Source organism: Actinophytocola sediminis (assembly GCF_054779715.1).
Genome location: NZ_BAAGXS010000049.1, coordinates 1 through 25,228 on the forward strand (window position 1 = coordinate 1; position 25,228 = coordinate 25,228).

The window sequence follows — 25,228 nt, forward strand, 5'->3', positions numbered from 1 at the left end:
ACGCCACCCTGTCGTCCCCGCGCGAGCGGGGCTGTTCCGTACTTGAGCTTGTGCTTGGTCGCCTGTTGGTCGTCCCCGCGCGAGCGGGGCTGTTCCTCCGCCGCCTTCGGTGTAGATCCGCCACGCCTCGTCGTCCTCGCGCGAGCGGGGCTGTTCCGAACACGCTCAGCACGTCCATGTGGCCGAGGTGGCCGTCCCTGCGCGAGCGGGGCTGTTCCCCCGATCTCGTCCTCGGTCTCGGCGTAGTCGTAGTCGTCCCGCGCGAGCGGGGCTGTTCCGGAGTTGGCGCTGCGGGTCAACCCGATGCTGAGGTCGTCCCCGCGCGAGCGGGGCTGTTCCCCGGATGTCGGTCTGGTGCTCCTTCTCCCCTTGTCGTCCCCGCGCGAGTGGGGCTGTTCCGGCTGGACGGAGTGGGAAACGGGTGTCTTCACCGTCGTCCCCGTGTGAGCGGGGATGTTCCGCCGCCCAACGTCATGCCCTGCTTCTCGGCTGGGTCGTCCCCGCGTCAGCGGGGCTGACAACCTGGGTCACGTTCGCTGGGCCGGGCCGCGTTCGGTCTCCCAGCGGCGGCGTAGCTCAGCTACCTCTGCCTCGAGTTTCGTCGGGCCGAGCCGGCGGTGGTGTAGGTAGGGCAGCACTGTCCGGTGTGACCGCGGGTCGTAGATCACCGCGCCGCGTACTTGGAGCCGGGGCGCGGACTGGCCGGAGACCTCCTCGATCTGGATGTCTGCGATTTCTGTCCACGGGTGGCGGCGCGCACCGAAAACTCGACGGACCGCGATACCCGCTCCGGAGACCACGGTCGCCGGCCGGGCGGTCAACGCGAGCATGAACGCGGTGAACAGGAGCCAGCCGACGCCCATCCAGAGCAGCACTTCGGGCGGCGAGTCGGCTAAGGACAGCGCGATCTGCAGGAGCACGCCCACCCCGACCAGGATCGCCAGCACCATCGCGATCATGGCGGCGGACACGCGGTACACGATCCGATCCTCAGTCACGCGGACGATCCTCGCAGGACCGGTGGGGACCAGTCCCGAAATCGTCAGCTGCCTGCTGCCGATTTCGGCGCGATGACGGTGCCCTGTGCCGCCGCGCACAGCGTCTCGGTGCCGTCCGCGTCCACTCCGTACACCTCGCACCGGCAGGTGGCTCGTGACCGACTTGCCTGAACGACGACGGCGACCGCCCGAAGCATGTCGCCGGTCGCCGGCCGGAGATAGTCGATGCTGTAGCCGCCGGTGAGCACCGCGGGACCGAGCACGGTGCCGGCGGCGAAGGTCAACGTGTTGTCCGCCAGGTAGGACAGCACTCCCCCGTGCACATAACCGTTCTGTTGCCTCAGGTCGTCCCGGATGTCGAGTTCGATGGTGGCCTTACCGTCGCCGAACTCGGTCAGGCTTGCCCCGAGCAGGACGCTGAACGGTTGTGCCGCCAGTCCTCGGCGGGCGAACTCCAGGTCGATCACCAACGCTCCGATCAGTTCGGTTGACGGGCAGGCCGCGCAGGCCACGGACCAGTGACTACGATCCGGCGGGCACTCGGATCGCGAGCCTGAACGGACATCATGACCTACGACTGGGGATCGATCTGCAACACCCGCGACCTGCGGATGTACACGCCGTTCGTCGCGGGTGGGTTTCATCTTGGTTGGGTCAACCGTGATCGGTTGGACCTGTTCCGAGCGGAGACGATATTTCAAATACTGCCGAACATGGTGCTGTTGGACGAACGCCTGAGGACTCCGGCCGAGCGGACGGCGGCACTGGCGGAGACCGCGCGACGGTGGCGGGACCAGGGCATGGTGCCCGGCTGGCGGGGCGAGACCTACGACATCGTCCCGTTTCCGGACGGGCCGGTGGTCATGCGGATGGAACGCGCCGTGACCAGGATGTTCGGTTTCATCAACCGTGGCGCGCATATCAACGGTTACGTCCGTGACGGCGACGACATCCTGATGTGGATCGCCAGGCGCTCCGCTGGGAAACCGACCTTTCCCGGGCTGCTCGATCAGATGGTGGCCGGCGGTATGACGTCGTCGATGACGCCGGAAATGGTGGCCGGCAAGGAAGCTCGGGAGGAGGCCGGTGTCGGCGTCGAGCTGGTCGACGCGATCAGGCGGGTCAGTGCGATCACGATCTTCATGGAATACGGCGACATTCTCCTTCGCGATGTCGACTACGTCTTCGATCTGGAGCTGCCGGCGGAGTTCGTGCCGCGGCCGATCGACGCGGAGGTGGCGGGGTTCGAACTGCTGCCGATCGACGAGGTTTTTCACCTGGTGACCGAATCGGACCGGTTCAAGCCGGACTGCAATCTCGTGGTTCTCGACTTCCTGGTACGACACCAGCGGCTTCGCCCAGAGGACCCGCTGTTCGAGCAGACCGTTCTCGGGCTCAGGAGGGGAGTCAGCTGAGATCGTGACGAGCGCTGTGGCGTTGTCGGTGGGTCTGGGTAGCGTAGTGCGCTGTGAACGTTCGTGAACGGATTCTGGAACTCGCCGCCCAGGTCATCGAGCTGCGTGACGCCTACTACCAGGGCTCGCCGCTGGTGGCCGACGCCGAGTACGACGCGATCGAGGACGAGCTACGGGGGCTGATCGAGGCCAACCCGGAGCTGGCGCCGGACCCGAACCCACTCGACCAGGTGGGCGCACCGGCGGTGCTCCACGCGCCGATCCGGCACTCGCGCCCGATGCTGTCGCTGGAGAAGGCCACCCAGCCGGAGCAGGTCGTGGCGTTCTTCGACCGCTTCCCCGGCCAGTCGGCGGTGGTCATGCCCAAGCTGGACGGGCTGTCGCTCGCGCTTGTCTACCAGGACGGGCGGCTGACCAGGGCGATCACCCGCGGCGACGGGACCACCGGCGACGACGTCACCCTCCTGGCGCGGGCGCTGATCGACGGCATCCCCCAGCGGGTCGACGCGCCGGGCCGGATCGAGATCCGGGGCGAGGCGGTCATGCTGCGGTCCACGTTCACCGCGTTCAACACCGCGCATCCGGACCGGCCGCTGATCAACCCGCGCGGCGCCGCCGCGGGCACCCTACGAGCCAAGGACCCGGCGACGGTCGCCGAGCGGCGCCTGCGGTTTTTCGCCTTCGACCTGGACACCTCCGATCCGGGTGGGGTCGAGACCGATCTGGCGGACGGGTTGCGCACGCTCGGGTTCACCGTCGCCGACATGCGGCACTGCGCCGACGCGGCCGCGGCACAGACCGTGATCACCGAGATCGAACGGTTGCGCGACCAGCTGGACTACGACCTCGACGGCGCCGTGCTGCGGCTGGCCAACCGGGCCGCCTTCGCCGCCGCCGGCACGCGGTCCAGCTCGCCGCGTGGTGCGCTGGCGTTCAAGTTCGCCGCCGAGGAGAAGACGACGGTGCTCACCGACGTGGTGTGGGACGTCGGCAAGACCGGCAAGATCGCCCCGGTCGCCCATCTGGAGTCGGTGTTCGTCGGCGGCGGCAACGTCACCCGCGCCACGCTGGCCAACCAGGAGGTGATCCGCGCGCGCGGCATCCGGATCGGCGACACGGTCCTGGTCCGCCGCGCCGGTGACGTGATCCCGTTCGTCGCCGGGGTGCTCGACGCGGCCAAACGCACCGGTGCCGAGCGGGAGATCGTGCCGCCGAGCGCGTGCCCGTCCTGCGGCCACGGGCTGACCGAACAGGGCAACAGCCGCGAGCTGTTCTGCACCAACGTGGCCTGCCCGGCGCAGACGGTGCGCCGGCTGGTCCACTGGGCGTCCAGGGCGGCGGCGGACATCGAGGCCGTCGGGCCGGTGTGGATCGAGCGACTCGCCGAGGCCGGGATTCTCGAGCATCCGTCGGACTTCTACCGCCTGACCAAGGAGCAGTTGCTGGAGTTCGACCGGATCGGCGAGGTCTCCGCCACCCGGATGATCGAGTCGATCGACGCCAGTCGTCGGGTCGGTCTGCGGCGGGCGCTGATCGGCCTCGCGATCCCGATGGCGTCGGCGGGCACCGCCACCCGGTTGTGCCGGGCGGGGTTCGGCTCCATCGAGCAGGTCGCCGACGCCGGCGAGGAGCGTCTGGTGTCCGTTGAGGACATCGGGCCCCGGGTCGCCGCCTCCTTGAGCGAACACCTTGCCCGGCTGCGGCCCGAGCTGGTGCGCCTGCGTGCGCTCGAGGTCTCGCTGGACGTTCTCGAGGAGGACCTGCCGCCCGTGGTCGCGTCCGACGCGCCGTTGGCCGGCAAGACGGTGGTGATCACCGGCACGATCAGCGATCCGCGCACCGGCGAGAAACTCCCCCGGCCCACTTTCCAGCGCCTGTGCGAGAAGGCGGGCGCGACGGCCGCCTCCTCGGTGTCGGCCAACACCGACCTGCTGATCACCGGCGCGGACGTCGGCGCGGGCAAGCTCACCAAGGCCGAGAAGCACGGCGTCCAGGTCGTCGACCAGAGCGAGATCTGGCAGCAGCTCATCGCGGCCGGGGTGACCTGACGGCGCTCTACTCCGGACAGTGAGCGCGCGCACGTTGCCTTGCCGTCGACGACAACGTTTAGCGTGCTGACGATGAAGTTCGCGATCAGCTACAGCACGTCCTACTTCGGCGTCGACCCCGACCGGATCGTGGCGTACGCGCGGCATGCCGAGAAGTGCGGCTTCGAGGCGCTGTACCTGCCGGAGCACATCGTGGTGTATCCCGGCGCGCGGGTCGGGGCCCACGAGATCCCGCCAGGGCTGCCCTACGCCGATCCACTCGACTGCCTGAGCTTCGTCGCCGCGGCCACCCAACGGATCCTGCTCGGGACCGGTGTGCTGCTGCTCCCCTACCACCATCCGGTGATCCTGGCGAAGCGGCTGGCGACCATCGACGTGCTGTCCGGTGGCCGGATGCGGCTGCTGACCGTGGGTCTCGGCACGCTGCCGGAGGAGGCCAGGGCGGTCGGCGTCGACTTCGCGACCCGCGGCCGGCGGGCCGACGAGGCGATCGACGTGCTGCGCCTGCTGTGGGCCGGCGGTGAGGACGGCGTCAGCTTCGACGGCGAGTTCTTCTCCTTCGACAATGTGTGCAGTTTTCCGAAACCCGTTGGGGTCACTCAACTTCCGATCCACGTCGGCGGTTCGAGCCTGGCGGCCGCACGCCGCGCCGGGCGACGCGGCGACGGGTACTTTCCCGGCGGCGGGCGTACTCCCGACGAGCTTGCCCGCCAGCTGGACCTCGCCCGGTCGACCGCGCACGAGGCCGGCAGGCGCGCGGACGCCCTGGAATACACCAGATGGGGGTCCATCGACATGTCCACCGACGACGTCGCGGCGCTCGCCGCGCGGGGCGTGACCCGGATCGTCGTCAGCGCCACCGCCGTGGAGCCGGCACGGCAACGGGACCAACTGTCCGCGTTCGCCGGGCGATTCGCGCTCTAGCGCCGCATCCGTGGATCGTGCGTCGGGTCGGCGTACATGGGCGGGCAACCGTCCACAATGGCCTCTGGGCGCAGTTCGTAGTGCCATGGCTCGTTGCGGTAGATCTGGCACAGCCCGAACGTGGCGCCGTGCTCGGCCAGCCACGCCTTGGCCGCGGCCGGTCCGATGTCGACCGCGTTCCCGGACACGTGCGCGGAGGTGTCCGGGGTGGCCACCCAGCGGGCGGCCTCCCGCGCCGAGCCGTAGGTCGTGACCGCCTCCCGGAGTAGCTGTTCCTGGTACTCCGGCGACCGCCAGCCACCGTTGACGACGACCACCACCCCGTCGGCCGCGGCGGCGCTCGCGGCGCGGCGCAGGGCGGCGAGCAGTTCTGGATCGAGGTTGGCCACCGCCGGCAGGTCGTCGTCGAAGACCGTCACGGGGTCGGGGACCGCGCCGTGTGCCGTGCCGAGGGGTGCTGTTCGTTCGCGGGAGGGCATGCCGTCAATCAAGGCGGCGCGGCGTTACCAGCACGTATGCGGTTTTCGATATGCCGACGACATGCGTCAGCTCCTAGCATCGGAGTGTGCGTGTGCTGGTCGTCGAGGACGAACCCTTCATGGCCGAGGCCATTCGCGATGGCCTGCGCCTGGAGGCGATCGCCGCCGACATCGCCGGTGACGGCCACACCGCGCTGGAGCTGTTGAGCATCAACACCTACGACATCGCCGTGCTCGACCGCGACATCCCCGGGCCGTCCGGGGACGAGATCGCCGCGAACATCGTCGCCGCCGGCAGCGGCATGCCGATCCTGATGCTCACCGCCGCCGACCGGCTCGACGACAAGGCCTCCGGGTTCGAGCTGGGCGCCGACGACTACCTCACCAAGCCATTCGAGCTGCAGGAGCTCGTGCTCCGGCTCAGGGCGCTCGACCGCAGGCGCGCCTACAGCAGGCCGCCGGTCAGGGAGATCGCGGGCCTGCGGCTGGACCCGTTCCGCCGCGAGGTCTACCGCGACGGCCGGTATGTCGCGCTGACCAGGAAACAGTTCGCCGTGCTCGAGGTGCTCGTCGCCGCCGAGGGCGGGGTGATCAGCGCGGAGGAGCTGCTGGAACGGGCCTGGGACGAGAACGCCGACCCGTTCACCAACGCCGTGCGCATCACGGTCTCCGCGCTGCGCAAACGACTCGGCGAGCCCTGGATCATCGCCACCGTGCCCGGCGTCGGGTACCGCATCGACACCGAGCGGACGGAGGACCGTGGATAGGGCGCCCGGGATGAGCGTGCGCCTCAAGCTCACCCTCAGCTACGCCGGCTTCCTCATGCTCGCGGGTGTCCTGCTACTCGCGGTCGTGTGGGTGTTCCTGCTGCGTTACGTCCCCGAGACGATCTTCCGCGCACCGCGCGAACCGGGGTCGGGGCCCGGGCCGATGGTCATCCCGGACCGCTCCGACCTGCTGGAGGCCTTCGCCCCGAAGGCGGCCGCGATGCTGGCGTTCCTGTTGTTGTTCAGCCTGCTCGGCGGCTGGCTGCTGGCCGGCAGCATGCTCGCGCCGCTGACCCGGATCACCAACGCGACCCGCCTGACCGCGAACGGCTCGCTCACCCACCGCATCCAGCTGGAAGGCAGCAAGGACGAGTTCCGTGAGCTCGCCGACGCCTTCGACGCCATGCTCGCGCGGCTCGAGGCGCACGACGCCGAACAGCAGCGGTTCGCGGCCAACGCCTCCCACGAGCTGCGCACCCCGCTGGCGATCACCCAGACCCTGCTCGACGTGGCCCGCAACGATCCGAGCCGGGACACCGGCGAGCTCGTCGAGCGCCTGCGCTTCGTCAACACCAGGGCGATCGACCTCACCGAGGCGCTGCTGCTGCTCAGCCGCGCCAACCAGCGGGCCTTCACCAGGGAGCACGTCGACCTGTCGCTGGCGGCGGAGGAGGCGACCGAGACGCTGCTTCCGCTCGCCGAGAAACACGGCGTCACCATCGAGACCGCCGGCGACCAGGCCGCCACCGTCGGCTCGCACGCGCTGCTGCTGCAGCTGACCACGAACCTGGTGCACAACGCGATCGTGCACAACCTGCCGGCACAGGGCACCGTGTGGGTCACGACCAGCGTGCACCTGAAGGCGGTCGAGCTCACGGTGGAGAACACCGGCCAGCTGCTCGCCCCGTCGGTGGTTGCCACCCTCACCGAGCCGTTTCAGCGCGGCACCGAGCGCATCCGCGGTGACCACGCGGGTGCCGGCCTTGGCCTGGCGATCGTCAGGAGCATCACCGAGGCGCACGACGGAACCCTGGCCATCGCCCCCCGCCCCGGCGGTGGGCTCCACGTCACCGTGCGGCTACCCGCCGTGACGTGACCCGACCGCCCGCCGCTCGGCGACCGCGGTGAGCACGTACCTGGCCAGGACGACGCCCGCGTCCGGGGCGCCGGCCGCCGACGCGGTGGCCGACATCGCCGCGAGCCGCCCGGGATCGGTGAGCAGCGGGATCAGCGTGCGCTCGATCCAGGCCCGGTCGAGGTCGGCGTCCTCGACCAGCAGCCCACCGCCGGCCGCGACCACCGGCTCGGCGTTGCGCCGCTGCTCACCGCCGCGCAGCGGCAGCGGGACGTAGGCGGCCGGCAGGCCGACAGCGGCCAGCTCGGCGCAGGTCATCGCCCCCGAGCGGCAGATCACGAAGTCGGCGGCGGCGTAGGCGTAGCGCATCTGGTCGACATAGGGGACCACGACGTAGGGCGGGTCACCGGCCGGCACCTCGACCACGTGCTGGGGCCCGGTGATGTGCAGGACCTGCACGCCGGTCGCCCGCAACGCCGGGGCCGCGCCGGCCACCGCGGCGTTGATCGTCCCCGCGCCCTGGGAACCGCCGGTGACCAGCAGCACCGGCCCGGTGGGCCGCAGGCCGAACCGCTGCCGGGCGGCCGCGCGCAGCGCGGGCCGGTCCAGCGCGGTGATCTCGGGCCGCAGCGGGATCCCGATGGCGGTGGCGTTCGGCAGCCGGACGCTGGGCGCGGCGGTGAACACGTGCGTGGTCATCCTGGCCGCCAGCCGGTTGGCCACGCCGGGCAGGGCGTTCGCCTCGTGCACGACGATCGGCAGGTCCCGGCGGCGGGCGGCGAGGTAGGCCGGCATGGCCACGTAGCCGCCGAAGCCAACGACGACCTCGGCCAGCACGCGGTCGAGCACCGCCCCGGCCGCCCGCACCGAGTCGCGCAGCCTGCCCGGTGTCTTCAGCAGCGCACTGTCCAGTTTTCGGGACAGCGGCACGGGTGGGATGAGTTCGAGCGGGTAGCCGCGGGCCGGGATGAGCGTGGTGTCCAGGCCGCGGACGGTGCCCAGGGCGGTGATCTCGGCCGTGGGGATCAGCCGGCGCAGCGCGTCGGCGAAGTTCATCGCCGGCTCGATGTGCCCGGCCGAATGGCCGCCGGCGACCACGACGCGCGGGGCCATCACGCCGGGTGTCCTGGTTCGTGGAGCTTCATGCGGTGGGTGTCCTTGAGATCGCGGAGGAACCGGGATGACCCGGCGGCCTGGTCGAGGTAGCCCTGTCGTCGGTAGAACTCGTGTGCGTCCTGGCGGCGGTCCGCGCTGGTGACCTCCATGCGCAGGCAGCCGCGGCTGGTGGCGAACTCCTCCGCGGCGGCCACCAGCCGGCCGCCGACTCCCGGCGGCGGGCGTGCTCGGCGACGACCAGCGCCACGAGCCGGGCCCAGGAGCCGGTGCGTTCGAAGAACGGGCAGACATGGACCGCAGCCAGGCCGAGCAGGTCACCGTCGGCCTCGGCCACGTAGGCCGCGCTGGCGGGATCGTCGGCCCAGGCGCGGATTCGGGTCGCCGTGGCCGCGGGGTCGTCCTGGGGGTAGCCGAGCTGGTGGAGCAGGTCGTTGACGGCGGCCGCGTCGGTGGCGCGTGCCCGTCGTAGCCCAGGATTACGCAATGGGAAAGTCAAAGTAGTCATCCGGATAGGGTTCGTCGTTCAGCGTGTAGTGCCACCATTCGCGTTCGTAGGAACGGAAGCCACCGGCCGCCATGATGGCGCGGAGATGCTCGCGGTTGCTCGTTTCGAGCAGCGCGATTCCCGCCGCCCCGTGATGGGAGATCGAGTCCATCAGGTCGTGATCGCCGCCCATGGGCGCGAGTTCACCGGTGGTCAGGTGATAGAGCGTCAGATCGACCGTACTGCCCCGGCTGTGGCCCGATCTGGCGGCCACATATCCCTTGGTGAACATCTCGGCTCGGTCGATGTTCGGATAGTGTCGCGGTTTCGTCCGGCCGTCCTCCGGCTGCTGTGCCCAACGCAGAAAGCAGTCCACGGCACGTTGCGGGCGATAACCGTCCCAGACGAGCAGGCCGAAACCCAGGGACGCGGCCTTCTCCCGCGCATTCTCCAGCGCCGCGCACAGTGCCTTCGTGCCGACGATACGATTCGCCACGTAGCCGTCCACGGGTTTTCCGGTGAAGTTGTCCCAGGTGGCGTACTTGGCGTCCCAGCGTATTCCGGGCGCGAACTCGTCCAGGAAGGCGAAGTCCGCCTTCACTGGATCTTCCCCGTCAACGCCAACGACACGACCCGGTCGATCACCTCGCCAAGGGGCAGCCCGGCGGCGGTCATCATCCTCGGGTAGCGGCTGTAGGAGGTCAGGCCGGGAAAGGTGTTGACCTCGTTGAGCACGACGGTGCCGTCCTCCTTCAGGAACAGGTCCACCCGGGCGAGCCCCCGGCATCCCAGGGCGCGATAGACGTGCTTGGCCGTCTCCTGCACGAGCGCGCGGGACTCCGCCGAGATGTCCGCGGGCACGATGGCCACCGAGTTGTCGGAGCCACTTTCCGGGTCGCTCTCCTGGTGGATCTTGAAAAAGCCGTGGGACAGCGCGATGCGGTCCACCTCGCCGGCGACCAGCTCCAGCTCGTTGCCCAAGATGGCACAGCCGACCTCGCTGCCGACGACCGCCTGTTCGATCAGCACCTTCGAGTCGTACTGCCGCGCGGTCTCCACGGCCGCCGCCAGCTCTGCCGGTCCGGACACTTTGCTGACACCGAAGGACGACCCCGAACGGGCCGGTTTGACGAAGACGGGATAGGTCAGCGAATCCGGGTCGACCGGGTCGTCCGCCGTGACGGTCCAGAAATTCGGCGTCGCGACACCCGCGTCGCCGGCGACCAGGTAGGTGAGGGTCTTGTCCATGCACAGGGCGGAGGTCTGGATGTCGCAGCCGACGTAGGGGATGCCGGCGAGCTCCAGCAGGCCCTGGATCGCGCCGTCCTCGCCGAGCTTTCCGTGCAGCACGGGCAACACCAGGTCCAGGCCGATCGTGGTGTATTTCCCCTGCTCCAGCACCAGCAGTCCGTGCACGCCGCGGTCCGGTGACAGCACCGCCGGCCGGCAGTCGCCGTTCTCCCAGTCCGCCGAGGGGCCGGCACACAGCTGCCAGGCACCGGTCCGCGTGATCCCGATATAGACCGGTTCGTACTTCTCGGTGTCCAGGTGCTTCGCGACCTGCTGCGCGGACTTGACGGAGACGGCGTGCTCTTCGGAGCAGCCGCCGAATATAATTCCTATTTTCATATCCAGTGCTGCTTTCCGCTCACAAACTTCCGACAGTTGATGATCGAGTTCTCCACGGTGTCCCGCAGGGCGTGCTCCGTGTAGTAGGCGGTGTGCGGGCTGATAATCACGTTCGACAGTTCCCGCAACCGCAACAACTGCTCGCTCACGATGGGCGTGTTCCGGCAGTCGGTGTAGAAAATTCCCTCTTCGCCTTCGAGGACGTCGAGCGCCGCACCGCCCAACGCGCCGCTCTCCAGCGCCGACACCAGGGCCTCGGTGTCAAGAAGCGCGCCGCGACCGGTGTTCACGACGAACGCGCCGGGTCTCATCAGCGCGATACGGTGCTGATCGAGGAGATGGTAGGTATCCGCGGCAAGTGGCGTGTGCAGCGTCACCAGGTCGCTCTGCCGCAGCAGTTCGTCGAGCGGAACGTAGTCCGTGGCGGCCCTCGGCTGGTTGTCATGGGCCAGCACGCGGCTGCCGAAACCACGCAGCCGGTCCATGACCGCCACGCCGATGCGCCCGGTACCGACCACGCCGACGGTCAGGTCGCGTAGTTCCTTCCCGCGCACCTCAGGCAACCGGTAGTCATGCACGGCCACCCGCCCGATGATGGATTTCGCGTTCCGCACCACCATCAGCATCAGCATCAGCGTGTAGTCGGCCACGCTGTCCGGCGAATAGGCCACGTTCTCCACGGAAACGCCGATGCTCTCCGCGTAGCGCACATCGATGTGGTTGTACCCGATGCTTCTGGTCGAGATGTACGCCACTCCGGCCTGTTCAAGTGAAAGCAGCGTCGAGTTCGTGATCCGAGTCTTGTGCCCGACGCTGACGCATCGACTTCCGGCCGCCAGCCCGACCGTGGCCTCGGACACCGCCACCTCGGTGATCGTCGGCTCGATCGCGAACCGCGGCGCCATCTCCCGGAACAGCGCGGCCTCGTCCGGCCCGCAGCCGTACACCGTGATTCCCATGGTCGGCACCGCCGAGGAGGACCAGGACGCCAGCGACCGGGCCGCTGTTCGTGCTGGTTCGCGATAGGGCATGCCGCCAGTCAAGGCAACGCGGTGTTGCCAGCGGGTATGCGGTTTTCGATATGCCGGCGATATGCCGGCCGCGATCAGCGGATGACGACCGCGCGATCCTTGATGCGGTCCCAGGCGGAGACCGGCAGCTCGGCGAGGGAGAACACGTCGTCCACGGTCAGCACGGTGTCCCGGACGGCGACGATGTCCTCGGCCTGTTCGGCGGACAGTTCGAGTACCTCGGCGATCACAGCCTCGGGTGCGGTCGCGAGGTCGACCAGACCACCGTCGTCGTAGTCACCGGAGAGATCCGGCCGGCCGATGCGCAGCTCGCGGGCCATCAGGGGGTCGGCGGCGGCGAGTTCGCGGGCCTGCGCCCGCTTCGTGCGCGCCCGCAGGATCTGCCCCACGGCCGGATCGATCGCCGGCGTGCCCTCAGCGCCCGCGCCCTCGGGCTCGCCGAGGCCGAAGACCTCACGCCGCAGCCCGACCAGCACCGTGGTGCCGACGACCATCGAGCTGAGCGCGCCGATCACGAACACCGCGTCGACCGCACCGGCGGTCGTGCCCTCCGGTTGCCCGGACACGTACAGCACGCCGCCCGCGACCATCACGAACACGACGGTCGCCAGCCACACCCACAGCCGGCGCAACCGGATGGCGGCGTGCAGGAACGGCAGGAACGTCAGCAGACCGGCCGTCAACACCGGCACCACCACGTACCACAGGCTGCCGATCCGGACCGCCCTGCCTGGCCACTTGGACATACGCCACCTCCGCCACCCGCCGTCGACCAGTCATCGGCTGGGCGGATCCGCCGTTACCCTCCTGGTCGCGCCCGGGGCCGCTGCTGCCGAAACCGTGACCATCGGCGACCTGGTCCGGGCTCGATTTCGGCTGTTCGGTGGTTTCCCCGCGAACGCCGGTATGAGATGGCAGAATCCGCCCGAACCAACTACGAAGGGGGGCCGACGTGGTCCGCACGGTGACCGGGATCGTCGTGATGGCGGCGGCGATGGTGCTCAGCGGCTGCGGCGGGGACGCCGACTCCGACGCCGGCGGTGGGCCGACCACCGAGCCGGACGCCACGGCGGCCGACGGTCCGCTGGCCGGGCTGGACGGCAACACGCTCTGTGGCATGGTCGACCTCGCACGGCTCGAGGACAGCTTCGGGGAGCCGTTCGCCGACGCGTTGGGTGGGGTGAACCCGCCGGAGCAGGACAGCTCGGTCGTGTGCACCTACCAGTCCCAGGCGTTCATCGACGCGGAGGTCGCCGACCTCGAGAACAAGCTGCAGGTCACCACCAAGGTGACGCACATGACCGACGCGTCGACCGCGAAGGAGGCGCTCGACGCGTCCCTGTCCGACGACGGCACGCCGGTCGCCTACCAGCCGGTTGACGGGTTGGGCGCGGTCGCCGGCTACGCGGGCAGCGACCTGAACGTCGACTCCGGCGGCAGCTACCTGGTCGCCATCGTCGAGGTCGACGGGAAGTTCGTCGAGGTCCTCACCAAGGCGTACCCGGCGGGCACGGTCGAACAGCTCCGGCCGATCGCCGACGAACTGCTCCCGAAAGTGGAGTCCGAGCTGCGATAACCGGCCAGACGTGAATCTGGAAGACACGACACCGAACAACAGGGGGCGCTGGACGCATGGGTTTTGAAGTTGATGAGTCGGCAGTCGCCGATTTCGGCCTTTACCTCGGGGCGGAGGCCGGCTACACACTGCCGACCATCGAGACCCTGGCCCGCGACGAGGGCATGAGTGCCCACGGCTTCACCGGGCTGCTCGAACCACTCGGCAACGTCGTCAAGGGTGACGCGTCCGTGCTCGTCGGCTCGGCGTTCAGCCTCATGCAACGCAAGCTCTGCGACCTCGGCGACAGCGTCCGCTCGGCGGCCAAGGACTACGGCTACGTCGAGCAGGGCAACATCACGATGTTCGACTACAACAAGCTCAACGGGGACAACGACCAGGAGATCACCTTCGGCGCCGGCTACGGCCACGACGGCTACGCCAACTACACCGAGGGCGGCTACTCGAACTTCCAGTACACCAACCTCGAGATCGGCGAGATCGACCGGCCGGACACCAAGTACTCCGACGACCTCGACGACTTCGGGCCGGTGCTGACCGTGCTCGACTGGATCTGGTCGGAGTGCAACATCGACGGCGGGAAGGGCTTCACCGACTCGCTGGTCTCACCGCTGGCCGGCAACTACAACAGCATCACGGCCAACGGCGAGGCGTGGAAGAGCGTCGGCACGAACTTCGGCCTGCTCGCGGCGAACCTGCTGAGCAACGGGACCAAGCTCGCCACCAACCACTGGGAAGGCGACGCCGCGACCGCCTTCACCCAGTTCCTCGACATCTTCTGGGAGAAGGGCGCGGCCTGGGCGGGCGAGAAGCTCGGCACGTTCGTCGCCGCCGGCTTCGAGAAGATCTCCGAGGTCTCCAAGAAGATCGCCCAGATGGCCATCAACGCGATCAACGCGATCATCCGGGCGGCGGCGCGGCTCGCCACGAAGGCGATCCCGTTCATCGGCTGGGCCTGGGGCCTCCTGGAGTCGGCCGCCAAGTGGGTCGGCAAGCTCTTCGGCGTCGAGATCGACGACCTGATCGACGACATCCAGGCCATCGTGGAGATGGTCCCGGCGGTGTTCGACCTGTTCGAGGCGATGAAGAACATCGTCGAGACGATGCAGAACTACTTCAACACCCTCGAGGAACTGATCAACACGATCAAGCAGATCCCGGAGATCGGCAGCCTGTCCGACGCGGTGGCCACCGGTGAGTCGATCAACGAGAGCACCACCGCGCTGAACGAACAGAAGACCGCGCTCGAGGAGAACGCCAACAAGGCGGACGACGCGCTCACCGAACTGGACGAGATCGCCGCGAACGCGGGGAACTAGGAGGCTGTGCGCATGCGACCGGACCGCGGGCTGCACACGCCCGAGATGGACCACGCGGAGCGGGAGCTCAACGCCCGCGCCGACTACGCGCTCAACCTGGCCCGCAACCTCGAGGCCAAGGTGGCGCAGTTCGAGCAGCGGTTCAACGAGAAGGACCCGCCGTCGGACGAGGACGTCGAGCGGATGAAGAAGTACATCCTCGGCCACGCCATGACCGAGCAGTGGCGGCAGGTGGTCAAGCAGATCGAGCGTGGTGAGCTGACCTGGCGGGAGGTCGTCGACGGGCTGTTCTACGGCACCCTGGCCCCCGAGGTCGCCGCCGCGTTCCGGTCGTTGAACCGGGTGCCGCCGGCGAGCATGGACGACCTGGTCGAGCTCGGCGTGCTGCCGGCCCCGCCGGCAGACCAGCCGCCCGCCGAGTCCGAGCCAGAGCCGACCGCCACCCGCCGTTCCCGCCGCGACGACGATGACGACGAGTGGTTCGACGAGGATCCCCTCGGCCGCGTGACCCGCTGAACCTCCTCGGCCATGCCCTGAATGCCTCATTGGCGACGTTCACCGTCACGAATGAGGCATTCAGGGCAGTTAGGCCACGCGGTAGGCGCGGGTGATCGTCTCGGTCACGGTGTTGCCGGAGCGGTCCGAGGCGGTCGCGCGCAGGGACACGAAGCCCGTGCTCGGGTTCTGGACGGTCACCACCCAGTGGTCGCCCCGCCTCCTCGGCGTGACCCGGCACCCCGCGAACCCTCGACAGTCCGCTGCGCACGGCGCCACCCGCGGTGGCCACCCGCCGGCGAACGGCGGCCGGCACGACGGTCCTGGACGTGCGGGTGAGGACTTTCTGTTTGGCGCGCTGGACTTTCTCCCAGGCCGCCTGGTCGTAGGGAGCCATGAAGGGTAACGGCACCTCGGTCACACAACAGGTTTCGCTCAGCCAGTCAACGCTGTTTCACGCGGTAGCCTTGCCCGGTGCGAATCGTGGTCCGGCAGTCCGTCGACACGCTGGCGCACACGCTGCTCGAGTACGACGACATCCGCCGGCACGGCAGGCCCGTCGTGCACCGCGACCCCGTCCGCGCCGGCGAGTTGGGCGGCGACGGCGGCTGGGTGGAGCTGGTCCTCAGCGGCGGACTGAACATCACGTCGATCGTCATCGCGCTCGCCGCGTGGCTACGGCCCCGGGAGCCGCGGCGTCCCCAGGACGGCGAGCCGCCGACCGTGCTCATCGAGCACGAGGGCACCACCGTGGTCATGCGGAACAGCTCGCCGGAGACCATCGAGTCAGTCGTGCGGGCGCTGCGGGACGGCGGCGCGACCGGGCCGCCACCGTGAGGCTGATCGACCCCGAACGATCCCGGGCGGTGTTCATCGCCACCGCCGAGTACCCGAACGATCCTCTGCTCCCCGACCTTCCCGAGGTGGCCGACGGCGCGCGCGCCCTGCGTGAAACGCTGACCAGCCAGGACATCGGCGGCTTTCGCGCGCGACACTGCGCGCTGATCACGAACCCCGGCGATCCAGCCGAGGTCGTCGACCGGCTCCGCGAGCTGATCGCCGATGCCGAGGACACCGCGCTGATCTACTACGCGGGACACGGACTGCTCGGCCTGCCGGCCAAGTCCGAGCGCGAGCCCCTGTTGCTCGGCCTCACCGGGTCCACAAGGGACCGTCCATACCGCAACAGTCTGCCCGTCGACTGGGTCTTCGCCGAACTGCGGTCGTGTCCCGCCCGAAACCGGCTGCTCGTGGTCGACTGCTGCTACAGCGGACGCGCCCTGCCCGGCGTCCCGATGGGCGACCCGGCGACGCTCGCGGCGAACGCGCTGGACGCCCAGGATGTCGACGGCGGCTGGATCCTGGCCTCCGGCAAGGCCGACATGGCCTCCCACATCCTTGCCGGCGCCCGGTTTCCCGGCCTGACCGGCGCCCTGCTCGCGGTCATGGCCGAGGGAGTCCCCTATCGGCCGGACGTGCTCACCCTGCAGGACCTGTATGTTGGCGCCCGCCGCCGCATGCGCCAGCAGCACCTGCCGCCGCCCCAGGTGTGGGGCGAGAACTCGGCGGCCCAGCTCGCCCTCGTCCGGAACGCGGCCTACTCCCCGGACCTGCCGGACACCGACGAGTACGTCCTGGGCGCGTGGTGGACCGGCGTCGTGATCCGGCGCGGCGGGGAGGACGCGGGCAGGGTCCGCGGATGGCTCACCCGGCGACGCCAGGAAGGCGGGCTCGCCGGTGCGTACGCCAACCGGTACGGCTGGGAGTCCGTGTTCTTCACCCCGTCGGCTCTCCGGTGGCAGAAGGGCATCCGCTTCGACCCGAGAACCGACGCGCTGCGGGCGCTGGATCCCGGCTATGCCGTCATCATCGTGGCCACCGCCACCAGGACCATGGAACCCAACGTCGCCAAGGTCATCAGGATGCTCATCGCCGATGATCCCGACCAGGCACGCATGCTGTTGCGCGGTCTGCTCGCGGAGTACCCGCTCAAGGCCGTCCGCCTCTGCCGCGAGGCCACCCTCGCCGCGCCGCCGCCCGAGTGGTTTCACGACCAGCACGTCGAGCTACCAGGACATCCCGGCCCTACGGCGTGACCACGACCCCGCCGATACCGGTGCGCCCGGCGGGTGAGCCGACCAGTTCGACACTCACGCCGGCGCGGACGCGCTCACCGAACACCGCGACCAGCGCGTCGGTCACTCCCGAGACCAGCCGGGCCACGATGTCCGCCGCGTCCGGCCGGCTGAACGCGCCTTCCTTGATACCGAACAACACACTCGGCGACGGCGCCTTCGCGGGTGTGCCGCCGATGCCCCAGCGGTTCGCCGGCAGACCGATCAGGTGCACGACCGCGATGTCCCGCGCCCAGTCCCCGTACACCGCGACGACCGCGTCGGTCAGCGCCTCGATCAACTCGGTCTCGCGGCCGACCAGGTCGTCCTCGAGGACGTGCACAGTCAGATGCGGCATGATCACCTCGCCATTATGTTTGCTAGCAAATAACCTTCGGCAACAAAGGTAATAGATCGGACGGACGCATGTCAACGAGCGCGGTGTCGAGGTCAGATGGCGAGGTCAGGGGTCGAGCGACAACCCCAGCTCGCCCGTGAGCACCGCGCGCGGGTGAAGGTCAGCAGCCAGTCACCCGGCTCGGCGAGTCGGGCGGCGAAACCTCGGTAGGTCACCACTTGTGTCCGCGCCATGGCCGAAGTAGACACCACGCGAGGTTCGTGCCCCGGCCGTGCCCCGATGTTCGGGGTAGGCTCCTCTGCAGCTTCGGCTGGAAACGCAGAGCCAGGCAGCAGTCGTCGATCGTGGGGATTCCACAATGGCCAGTGAGAACGCCGCCAAGCTCGCGGTGCTCATCGACGCGGACAACGCCTCCCCAGCACGCCTGGACGGCCTGCTGGCCGAGGTCGCCAAATACGGCACCGCACACGTCAAACGCGCCTACGGAGACTGGACCGGCACCAGCCTGAAAGGCTGGAAGGACCACCTGCTCGCCCAGTCCATCCAACCCATGCAACAGTTCGCCTACACCACCGGCAAGAACGCCACCGACTCCGCCATGGTCATCGACGCCATGGACCTGCTCTACACCGGACGCTTCGACGGCTTCTGCCTGGTCTCCAGCGACAGCGACTTCACCAAACTCGCCGCCCGCATCCGCGAATCCGGTCTCACCGTCTACGGCTTCGGCGAACGCAAAACCCCCAAACCCTTCGTCTCCGCCTGCGACAAGTTCGTCTACCTCGACAACCTCACCTACGCCGACACCCCAACACCGGCCGACGCCCCACCCACCCGAAAACCGGCCACCCCCGCCACCCAGCTCAAGAGCGACAGCGCACTGACCAACCAACTGCGCAACGCGGTCGAAGCCGCCTCCGACGACGACGGCTGGGCCACCCTCGCCTCCGTCGGCCAGATCATCACCAAACAACAACCCGACTTCGACTCCCGCACCTACGGCTACGCCAAACTCAGCGACCTGATCACCGCCACCACCCTGTTCGACACCGAACGCCGCAGCCCCGGCGACAACAAATCCGGCATCCTCTACGTCCGCGACAAACGCCGCCGCCCGGACAGGAAACACTGAACCGGCGCCGACAGCGGTACCGTCCGGCCATGAGTTCGACTTCTCCGTGGACCACGCCACTCATCACCTTCGGCGGCGTGTTGCTGACCCTCGCGGTCACCGTGTGGATCGACCATCGCAAGGGGCGGCGCGACACTCGTTTCCAGTGGACCACACATCTGCTCACGCTCTACCGGGAGTTTCTCGCCACGTGCAACGAGTTGCGCAAGGTCGAGATCTGGCCGGCGACCCCCGGCGGCACCTCGGCGCTCGTCAAACAGCTCCAGGACCGCGCGGCGGAGGCGCCGTTCCTCGCGCACCGCGACGTGACCACGCGGATGGCCGACACCGTGCTCGCGGCCGAGAAGCTCGCCGCCGCCATCACGCACATCCGGGAGAACAGCACACCGGGCCATGGCGGACATGTCGACGAGCGGATGCGACCGGAACACGACACCGCTCTGCGCGCCTTCACCGCGTCCATCGACGACTTCATCGAGGCGGCTCGATCCGACGTCGACGTCCGGAGCCCGTTCGGCCGCCGCACACCGGCCTGACCGGCGCCCGACCAGGTGATCACGACCACGTCGCCCGAGGTCACGGCGGGTATTACCGTGCGGAGTATGTCGATCGGCGCGGGCACATGACAGCGACCTGGGTCAACACCCCGGTCGGCCTGCACGCGGACCGGTGGGCCACGGTGGCGCGGACCCACAAGATCCTCTTCGTCACGCACACGATGGCGTCGGCGAACCGGCTCGTGGATCTCCTGGACCTGTTCGACTCCGACGCGCGCGTGCAGATCGTGCACACCTGCCCCGACACCGCCGGCATACCGTCCGGCGTCGCCGAACACTTCGTCGACAACGGCTTCGCCGTCGTGTCGTGGCAGCAGGCGGTGCACACGAACTGGGACCTGGTGCTCACCGCGAACACCAGCGGTGGCCTACACGAGTTACCTGGGCCGATTCTCGTTGTCTCGCATGGAATCGGTTACACTAAGACGATCAGTTCGAAAACCCGAAAACCCGAAAACCCGAAAACCGGTCTACGGGCTTTCCGCGGAATCGCTCATCTCCGGCGGGCGCATCATTCCCGACATCCTTGTCCTGTCGCACGAGGAACAGCGCGACCGCCTCGCCGAGGCACTGCCGGCCGCGGTTGACCGAACCGTCGTGGCGGGCGACCCGCGGTTCGATCGCCTCCTCGCCTCACTCGGCGAGCGAACCCACTACCGCGCGGCCCTCGGCGTCGGCGAACAGGACACGTTCGTCGTCGTGTCGTCGACGTGGTGGGAACGGTCGCTGTTCGGCTCCTGGCCCGACCTGCTCCGGCAACTGCTGGCGGAACTCCCGGTCGACAGCTACCGGGTGGCCGCCGTGCTGCACCCGCACATCTGGTTCGGACACGGTCCGGCGCAGGTTCGGTCCTGGCTGGCGGCGTGTCTGCGGGCCGGCCTGATCCTCATCCCACCGCAGGAGGGCTGGGCCGCGACCCTGATCGCGGCGGACGTGGTGGTCGGCGACCACGGCGCCGTCACCACCTACGGTGCGGCGATCAACCGTCCGGTGCTCCTCGCCGCCTTCCCCGACGAGGACATCGCCGAACACACCGCCGTGCACGCGCTCGGCGCCCGCGCGCCGCTGCTCGACCGCAACCGCCCGCTTCGCGACCAGATCGACGAGACCGTCAACCACCACACCGACGGCCACCACCGCCAGGTGGCGTCCCTGGTCAGCTCCATGCCAGGGAAGTCGGCGCACCGACTCCGCGAACTCTGCTACGACACCCTGGGCATCCCGGAGCCGTTCGGTCCGGTGCCGGTTCCCCTGTTGCCCCTCCCCCACGCCGGCGGTTCCCGGGGCGGTGTCGGCGTCCGGGTGTCGGGCACCTCGACCGCCGACGGGGTCATCAGCCTGTCGCGTCATCCGGCCGACGCGCTCATCGGCCGGTCCACCCCACGTCCCCGGCTGCCGGACGCTCATCTGGTCGCGGCCGCGGACCACCCGTTGCCCGCCGTCCGCGGCAACGCGGACATCGTCTTCCGCCACGGCCAGGACCCCGGCTGGCTGAACCACGCCTTCGAGCGACACCCGTTCAGCGCGCTGGCGGCGTCGCTCCCGGCGGACGGCACGTGCCTGGTGCGCGTCAAGGACGGCGTGACCGTCCACTGTAGAGTCACCGACCTGGACCCGCTGGTCGCGGCCTCCGCCCTGTACCTGTGGATCTCGCACGGCGGCCGGGGAACGCCACCACGTTCGCTGCGGGTCCGGGCGGACGCGGGACCGATCGGCACCGTCTCCCTGACCACCCTCGACTGACTACGGGGTGGCCGGATCAAGCTCCTCGCGGAGTTGGCGAAGGCGATCCGCCTCGTCGGGAGCGAGGTCGCCGACGATCTCCAGCGCCTCGACCTCGCCGCGCACCGACCGGTCCTGCCGGAACAGGGCAGCGGCCCGGCGTGCGGGACCGGCGGCCGCCTGGTCACCGCCCGCGGACCTGGCCACGACCAACAGGGACTTGGCCAGGTTGTCCGACTCGGCGGTACCCGTGAAGTACGCGACCGCCTGCTCGGCGGCCTGCCGGGCGGCGTCGAGATCACCGGCACGGAGCATGGTCCTGGCGCGCTGCAACCACAGCAGGGCGAACATGCGCGGCCGCAGGGGTTCGGGAACGGTCGACGCGGCCACGTCCCACGATCTGGCGTAGTAGTCCATGGCGAGGTCGAACTGTCCCTTGCCGGTCGCGATCTTGCCCAGCCACTCCAACGCGCTCTGCGCGCCCACGGCGTCGCCCGCCGCCACCGCGCACTGGTGCGACACCGAGAACGCCTCCTCGGCCTGATCCAGCTCGCCAACGCCGATGAGCGCGGAACCCAGTTGCGAGGTCATCCGCATCCGCACGCGGGAATCCCCGAGCTGTAGGGCCGCCTCCACCCCCATCCGGTGCGTGGTGATCCACTCCTCGTAGTGCCCGTGCAGGTGGTACACGCCCCACAGCGCCTCACACAGCTGCCAGACCACATCCGGCAGCTGGAATCGCTCGGCCAGCGCCACCACGGCCCGCAGGTTCCCGCGCCGGCGCTCCAACCAGTCCAACGCCTCCTCGCGCGACACGTCCACGGTTTCCGGCACCGCGTAGCCGGGGCCGAGCCGGGGGCGGTCGGACAGCACGCCGTCCCGTCGGATGGTCTGGGCGAGATACCAGCGCACCAGCCGCTCCACCGCGATCACCTGGTGCGGGAACGGCTCGTCCGACTCGGCGCGCTCGCGCGCGTGCCAGTGCGCCACGTCGTGGAACTCGAACCCGTCGGCACTCACCCGGGTGAGCAGCTGCGCGGTGACCAGGCCCGCCAGCAGCTTCCTGGCCGTGTCCGCCGACTGGTCCAGCAGCACCGACGCGGCGTCCACGAAGACCGTCGAACCCGGGTACAGCCCGACCACCAGGCGGTAGGCGCGAGCCTGGTCGGCGTCCAGCCGCTGATACGCGCGGTCGAAGCTGTCGCGCACGTACTCCTGGGACTCCGGGTCCAACGCGCCGAGACCCCTGCCGGCCAGGTCACGGAGCAGGTCGGCGACCTCCCACGCCGGCGTGCTCGCGATCTGCGCGGCGGTGGCGCGGATCGCCAACGGGTACCCGCCACACACCCGGGCCACCGACTCGGGCGCCACCCGCGCCTCGCGGTGCCACCCCGCGCCCAGCACCCGGTCGAACAGCTCCAGGCCGAACCGCTCCGCCAGCGGCTCGACCGGCCTGGCCTCGAAGCCCAGCAGATCCAGCCGGCGAATCCGGGAACGCGAGATCACGACGACGACCGACCCCGGGGAGTTCAACAGGAAATGCTCTGCCTGCGCGGCGTTGTCGACCTCTTCCAGCACCAGCAGGAGGCGTCGGGAGTGCGTCCGGCTGCGCAGCATGTTCTTGCGTGCCTCCACCGAGGAGGGCAGGTCATCCCGGCGCACCCCGAGTTCGGCGAGCACGTCGGCGAGCGCTTCGGCGACCAGCGCGTCACCGCCACCACCGGCAACGGCATCGCTCAGCGGCACCCGCAACGATCCGTCCGGAAAACCGTCGAGGTGCCTGGCATACCACTCGTGGACCAGACTGCGCACCCCCACGCCGGCCGGGCCGTACAACGCGAGATACGCCGACCGGCCAGCGAGCCGAGCCGCGTCGAACCGCTCGCTCATCCACGCCAGCAACGGGTCCCGGTCGACAAACTCCCCAGGCGGCAGCGGCAACTGCTGCATCACCGTCATCCCGATCCTCCCAGTCAGCCCGATCAGCGAGCCTAGCGAAGAATCCGCCGTGAATTCACAGTCCTGAGGTGTCGTTCGGCGCGATCAGTCCGTGGTGGTGGGCGAAGCGGACGACGTGCACGCGGTCCCGGAGCCCGAGTTTGGCCAGGATGCGCGACACGTGGGTCTTCACCGTCTGGGCGCCGACGTACAGCTGGTCGCAGATCTCGGTGTTCGAGAAGCCCGCGGCCATGAGGAGGAAGACCTCGTGTTCGCGGGCGGTGAGCCGGTCGGTCCCCGGCGCCGGCTTCCGTGCCGGCGCGGTCGGGGTGAGCGCGTCGGCCAGTCGGGGAGCGAGTCGGCGGGTGACCGACGGGTCGAGGTAGGTGCCACCCCGGGCGGCGATCCGGACGGCGGTCACCAGCTCCTCTGGCGGCATGCTCTTCAACACGAACCCGTCGACCCCGCAGGCCAGTGCGTTGCGCACGTAGTCGTCGGCATCGAACGTCGTCAGCAGGATCACCTTGAGGTGCTGGCTGCCCGACGACTTCAGTGCGCGGGCCGTCGCCATGCCGTCCAGTTTGGGCATGCGCACGTCGAGGATGACGAGGTCCGGGTGCAGTTCGCGGGTCGCGTCGACAGCGCTGTGACCGTCGCCGACGTCGGCGACGCAACTCATGTCCGGTTGCGCGTCCAGCACCGCGCGCAGGCCGGAGCGGAACATCGCGTGGTCGTCGGCGATCACGATCCGCAGGGTCATGATCCGCCGCCGGTGCGCACCGTCACGCTGGTCTCCCAGTACTGCCCGTCGCCGGCGGGGCCGAAGGTCGAGGACCCGCCGACCAGCTCGACGCGTTTCCTGATGCCCGCCAGGCCTCGACCGCTGCCGTGGTTCGGGGAACCGCCAGGGGCGGCGGCGATCGGGTTGCGGGCGGTGATCGACACGTACTCGTCGCCGTAGTCGAGTTCCACACGGACCGCCGTGCCGTCGCCGTGGCGGAGGGCGTTGGTCATCATCTCCTGCGTCACGCGGTACAGGGTGAGGTCGACCGCGTGGGGTATCGGGCATGGCTCGTTGTAGACGACGAAGGTCACCCGCTGCCCGGCGGACCGGATGCCGTCGAACAGCTCAGGCAGCGCGCCGATCCCCGGCTGGCTCGACTCGTCGTCCTCGTGCAGCAGGCCGAGCAGCCGCCGCAGGTCGACCATCGCGGCCTGGCTGGACGCCTCGACCGCGACCAGCGAGGTGTGCACGGGGCCGACGCCCCGGTCGTCCATGTTCATCCTGGCGGCCGCGGCATGGACGCCGACCGCACTGACGTGGTGGGAGATCACGTCGTGCAGGTCACGCGCGATCGCCTCGCGTTCCCTGGCCACCGCCCGGTTCACCTCGGCCTCGGCGTCGCGCAGCGAGTTCTCCCGCTGGCGGCGCAGTTCGTCCACATAGGCCTTACGCGCGGTGGTGTAGCGGCCGACCAGCCACGGCAACGCGGAGTTGGCCGTCGTCAGGGTCACCATGGCGAAAACGTCGGTCACCCCACCGATCCACAAAGACGCCAGCACCCCGAACGCGAGCGCGAGCAGCGCGCCACCGGCGGGCCAGCGCCGCAACCAGGCGCCCGCCCGGTACGCGGAGACCAGCTGACCGGCCGAACTGGCACTGCGCCCCGGCATGAACAGCGCCAGCACCGGGGTCAGGCAGGCGTGCGCGAGCGCGACCCAGCCGGAGTGCCGAGGCGACGTGGCGAGCGCGGCGTCCGCGGCGACAAGTCCGAGCAGGGCCAGCACCTCGAACGTGCCGAGGTGCGCCGGGCCCCTGGTCACGAAGCCAACCGCGTCGGTCACCAGGCACGCCGCCGCGACCAGAACCGACTGGCGCGTCAGGGAACTCGACACGTCCTGCCCGAAGACCCGGCGGGCAAGGGAGCCACCCATCTCCACCGCGCGACTGGTCATGCGGGCATTCTGCCGGTGACCGGCGGACCGGTAGTCACTCCCCAGGGGGACACCCGATCCCAGCGCGGTATGACGACCGGCGCGCGGCGCGCGCC

At 69.5% G+C, this 25,228-nt stretch carries 28 protein-coding genes and 1 pseudogene; 15 read left to right on the top strand and 14 right to left on the bottom strand.

The genetic code is table 11. From position 1 onward, the window contains the following. Positions 1–527: 527 nt before the first annotated feature. Both ACYVIP_RS27280 and ACYVIP_RS27285 read right to left on the bottom strand, forming a co-directional pair. Positions 528–998, bottom strand: a complete 471-nt coding sequence (locus ACYVIP_RS27280; protein WP_460401328.1) for a PH domain-containing protein — start codon at positions 996–998, stop codon at positions 528–530. Positions 999–1,042: 44 nt separating this feature from the next. Beyond that, complete coding sequence (locus ACYVIP_RS27285; protein ID WP_460401330.1) at positions 1,043–1,465, bottom strand: PaaI family thioesterase; 423 nt, start codon at positions 1,463–1,465, stop codon at positions 1,043–1,045. A gap of 99 nt (positions 1,466–1,564) precedes the next feature. Between ACYVIP_RS27285 and ACYVIP_RS27290 the strand changes: the two genes are divergently transcribed. The 3 genes from ACYVIP_RS27290 (at position 1,565) to ACYVIP_RS27300 (ending at position 5,385) form a co-directional block, all read left to right on the top strand. After that, complete coding sequence (locus tag ACYVIP_RS27290; RefSeq protein WP_460401332.1) at positions 1,565–2,413, top strand: NUDIX hydrolase; 849 nt, start codon at positions 1,565–1,567, stop codon at positions 2,411–2,413. A 53-nt stretch (positions 2,414–2,466) separates the two neighbouring features. Continuing rightward, positions 2,467–4,461, top strand: a complete 1,995-nt coding sequence (gene ligA / locus ACYVIP_RS27295; RefSeq protein ID WP_460401334.1) for an NAD-dependent DNA ligase LigA — start codon at positions 2,467–2,469, stop codon at positions 4,459–4,461. A gap of 72 nt (positions 4,462–4,533) precedes the next feature. Beyond that, a complete protein-coding gene (locus ACYVIP_RS27300) occupies positions 4,534–5,385 on the top strand; it encodes an LLM class F420-dependent oxidoreductase (protein ID WP_460401336.1) in 852 nt (283 codons plus the stop codon). On the opposite strand, the gene ACYVIP_RS27305 is transcribed toward ACYVIP_RS27300, so the two are convergent. Continuing rightward, positions 5,382–5,864: a M15 family metallopeptidase gene (locus ACYVIP_RS27305; protein WP_460401338.1), complete on the bottom strand. Its 483-nt coding sequence runs from the start codon at positions 5,862–5,864 to the stop codon at positions 5,382–5,384. The two genes, ACYVIP_RS27300 and ACYVIP_RS27305, sit on opposite strands and share 4 nt — an antisense overlap. Before the next feature lie 86 nt (positions 5,865–5,950). Here ACYVIP_RS27305 and ACYVIP_RS27310 point away from each other — a divergent pair, with 86 nt between their 5' ends. Together ACYVIP_RS27310 and ACYVIP_RS27315 are read left to right on the top strand one after the other, a co-directional pair. Next, positions 5,951–6,631 carry a response regulator transcription factor gene (locus ACYVIP_RS27310; protein WP_460401340.1) on the top strand — a complete coding sequence of 227 codons (681 nt, stop codon included), beginning with the start codon at positions 5,951–5,953 and terminating at the stop codon, positions 6,629–6,631. Between the two features lie 10 nt (positions 6,632–6,641). Beyond that, positions 6,642–7,727 carry a sensor histidine kinase gene (locus tag ACYVIP_RS27315; protein WP_460401342.1) on the top strand — a complete coding sequence of 362 codons (1,086 nt, stop codon included), beginning with the start codon at positions 6,642–6,644 and terminating at the stop codon, positions 7,725–7,727. On the opposite strand, the gene ACYVIP_RS27320 is transcribed toward ACYVIP_RS27315, so the two are convergent. Continuing rightward, complete coding sequence (locus ACYVIP_RS27320; protein WP_460401344.1) at positions 7,710–8,819, bottom strand: UDP-N-acetylglucosamine--N-acetylmuramyl-(pentapeptide) pyrophosphoryl-undecaprenol N-acetylglucosamine transferase; 1,110 nt, start codon at positions 8,817–8,819, stop codon at positions 7,710–7,712. The genes ACYVIP_RS27315 and ACYVIP_RS27320 overlap by 18 nt on opposite strands. Beyond that, positions 8,819–9,195, bottom strand: a pseudogene (locus tag ACYVIP_RS27325) (GNAT family N-acetyltransferase). The gene ACYVIP_RS27320 and the pseudogene ACYVIP_RS27325 overlap by 1 nt, the downstream one beginning before the upstream one ends. Here ACYVIP_RS27325 and ACYVIP_RS27330 point away from each other — a divergent pair. Next, entirely contained in the window at positions 9,112–9,291 is a 180-nt protein-coding gene (locus ACYVIP_RS27330; protein WP_460401597.1) for a hypothetical protein, read from the top strand. The pseudogene ACYVIP_RS27325 and the gene ACYVIP_RS27330 overlap by 84 nt on opposite strands. 7 nt (positions 9,292–9,298) lie before the next feature. Here the strand turns inward: ACYVIP_RS27330 and vanX are convergent, their stop codons facing one another. From vanX to ACYVIP_RS27350, 4 genes are all read right to left on the bottom strand, one after another. Beyond that, positions 9,299–9,907, bottom strand: coding sequence for a D-Ala-D-Ala dipeptidase VanX (gene vanX / locus ACYVIP_RS27335; protein ID WP_460401346.1), 609 nt, complete (start codon positions 9,905–9,907; stop codon positions 9,299–9,301). Continuing rightward, positions 9,904–10,935, bottom strand: coding sequence for a D-alanine--(R)-lactate ligase (vanA, locus tag ACYVIP_RS27340; RefSeq protein ID WP_460401348.1), 1,032 nt, complete (start codon positions 10,933–10,935; stop codon positions 9,904–9,906). The genes vanX and vanA overlap by 4 nt, the downstream gene beginning before the upstream one ends. Then, on the bottom strand, positions 10,932–11,894 hold the full coding sequence (locus ACYVIP_RS27345) for a D-isomer specific 2-hydroxyacid dehydrogenase family protein (RefSeq protein WP_460401350.1): 963 nt from the start codon (positions 11,892–11,894) through the stop codon (positions 10,932–10,934). The genes vanA and ACYVIP_RS27345 overlap by 4 nt, the downstream gene beginning before the upstream one ends. Positions 11,895–12,040: 146 nt before the next feature. Next, positions 12,041–12,712, bottom strand: a complete 672-nt coding sequence (locus ACYVIP_RS27350) for a ComEA family DNA-binding protein (RefSeq protein WP_460401352.1) — start codon at positions 12,710–12,712, stop codon at positions 12,041–12,043. A gap of 206 nt (positions 12,713–12,918) precedes the next feature. Here ACYVIP_RS27350 and ACYVIP_RS27355 point away from each other — a divergent pair, with 206 nt between their 5' ends. From ACYVIP_RS27355 to ACYVIP_RS27375, 5 genes are all read left to right on the top strand, one after another. Continuing rightward, positions 12,919–13,542 (top strand): hypothetical protein, encoded by a 624-nt coding sequence (locus tag ACYVIP_RS27355; RefSeq protein WP_460401354.1) that lies wholly within the window; start codon positions 12,919–12,921, stop codon positions 13,540–13,542. Positions 13,543–13,598: 56 nt separating this feature from the next. Then, positions 13,599–14,861, top strand: a complete 1,263-nt coding sequence (locus ACYVIP_RS27360; RefSeq protein WP_460401356.1) for a hypothetical protein — start codon at positions 13,599–13,601, stop codon at positions 14,859–14,861. Between the two features lie 12 nt (positions 14,862–14,873). Next, entirely contained in the window at positions 14,874–15,377 is a 504-nt protein-coding gene (locus ACYVIP_RS27365; RefSeq protein WP_460401358.1) for a hypothetical protein, read from the top strand. 453 nt (positions 15,378–15,830) lie between these two features. Further along, a complete protein-coding gene (locus tag ACYVIP_RS27370; protein ID WP_460401360.1) occupies positions 15,831–16,193 on the top strand; it encodes an effector-associated constant component EACC1 in 363 nt (120 codons plus the stop codon). Continuing rightward, positions 16,190–17,452: a caspase family protein gene (locus ACYVIP_RS27375; protein WP_460401362.1), complete on the top strand. Its 1,263-nt coding sequence runs from the start codon at positions 16,190–16,192 to the stop codon at positions 17,450–17,452. The genes ACYVIP_RS27370 and ACYVIP_RS27375 overlap by 4 nt, the downstream gene beginning before the upstream one ends. On the opposite strand, the gene ACYVIP_RS27380 is transcribed toward ACYVIP_RS27375, so the two are convergent. Together ACYVIP_RS27380 and ACYVIP_RS27385 are read right to left on the bottom strand one after the other, a co-directional pair. Continuing rightward, positions 17,442–17,828 (bottom strand): tautomerase family protein, encoded by a 387-nt coding sequence (locus tag ACYVIP_RS27380; RefSeq protein ID WP_460401364.1) that lies wholly within the window; start codon positions 17,826–17,828, stop codon positions 17,442–17,444. The two genes, ACYVIP_RS27375 and ACYVIP_RS27380, sit on opposite strands and share 11 nt — an antisense overlap. 92 nt (positions 17,829–17,920) lie before the next feature. Continuing rightward, a complete protein-coding gene (locus ACYVIP_RS27385) occupies positions 17,921–18,061 on the bottom strand; it encodes a hypothetical protein (RefSeq protein ID WP_460401366.1) in 141 nt (46 codons plus the stop codon). A gap of 125 nt (positions 18,062–18,186) precedes the next feature. Here ACYVIP_RS27385 and ACYVIP_RS27390 point away from each other — a divergent pair, with 125 nt between their 5' ends. The 4 genes from ACYVIP_RS27390 (at position 18,187) to ACYVIP_RS27405 (ending at position 21,260) form a co-directional block, all read left to right on the top strand. Then, positions 18,187–18,960 carry an NYN domain-containing protein gene (locus ACYVIP_RS27390; RefSeq protein ID WP_460401368.1) on the top strand — a complete coding sequence of 258 codons (774 nt, stop codon included), beginning with the start codon at positions 18,187–18,189 and terminating at the stop codon, positions 18,958–18,960. A gap of 29 nt (positions 18,961–18,989) precedes the next feature. Then, complete coding sequence (locus ACYVIP_RS27395; RefSeq protein ID WP_460401370.1) at positions 18,990–19,496, top strand: hypothetical protein; 507 nt, start codon at positions 18,990–18,992, stop codon at positions 19,494–19,496. A gap of 86 nt (positions 19,497–19,582) precedes the next feature. Next, positions 19,583–20,104: a hypothetical protein gene (locus ACYVIP_RS27400; protein WP_460401372.1), complete on the top strand. Its 522-nt coding sequence runs from the start codon at positions 19,583–19,585 to the stop codon at positions 20,102–20,104. A gap of 10 nt (positions 20,105–20,114) precedes the next feature. After that, the gene (locus ACYVIP_RS27405; RefSeq protein ID WP_460401374.1) at positions 20,115–21,260 is read left to right on the top strand and encodes a hypothetical protein; all 1,146 of its coding nucleotides are present in this window, start codon (positions 20,115–20,117) and stop codon (positions 21,258–21,260) included. Here ACYVIP_RS27405 and ACYVIP_RS27410 read toward each other — a convergent pair whose 3' ends face one another. From ACYVIP_RS27410 to ACYVIP_RS27420, 3 genes are read right to left on the bottom strand one after another with little or no spacing between them, the layout of a single operon-like run. After that, positions 21,261–23,198, bottom strand: a complete 1,938-nt coding sequence (locus tag ACYVIP_RS27410; protein WP_460401376.1) for a hypothetical protein — start codon at positions 23,196–23,198, stop codon at positions 21,261–21,263. A gap of 55 nt (positions 23,199–23,253) precedes the next feature. After that, positions 23,254–23,937: a response regulator gene (locus tag ACYVIP_RS27415; RefSeq protein WP_460401378.1), complete on the bottom strand. Its 684-nt coding sequence runs from the start codon at positions 23,935–23,937 to the stop codon at positions 23,254–23,256. Further along, positions 23,934–25,133 carry a sensor histidine kinase gene (locus ACYVIP_RS27420; protein ID WP_460401380.1) on the bottom strand — a complete coding sequence of 400 codons (1,200 nt, stop codon included), beginning with the start codon at positions 25,131–25,133 and terminating at the stop codon, positions 23,934–23,936. Before ACYVIP_RS27420 ends, ACYVIP_RS27415 begins: the two co-directional genes overlap by 4 nt. Positions 25,134–25,228 lie beyond the last annotated feature (95 nt).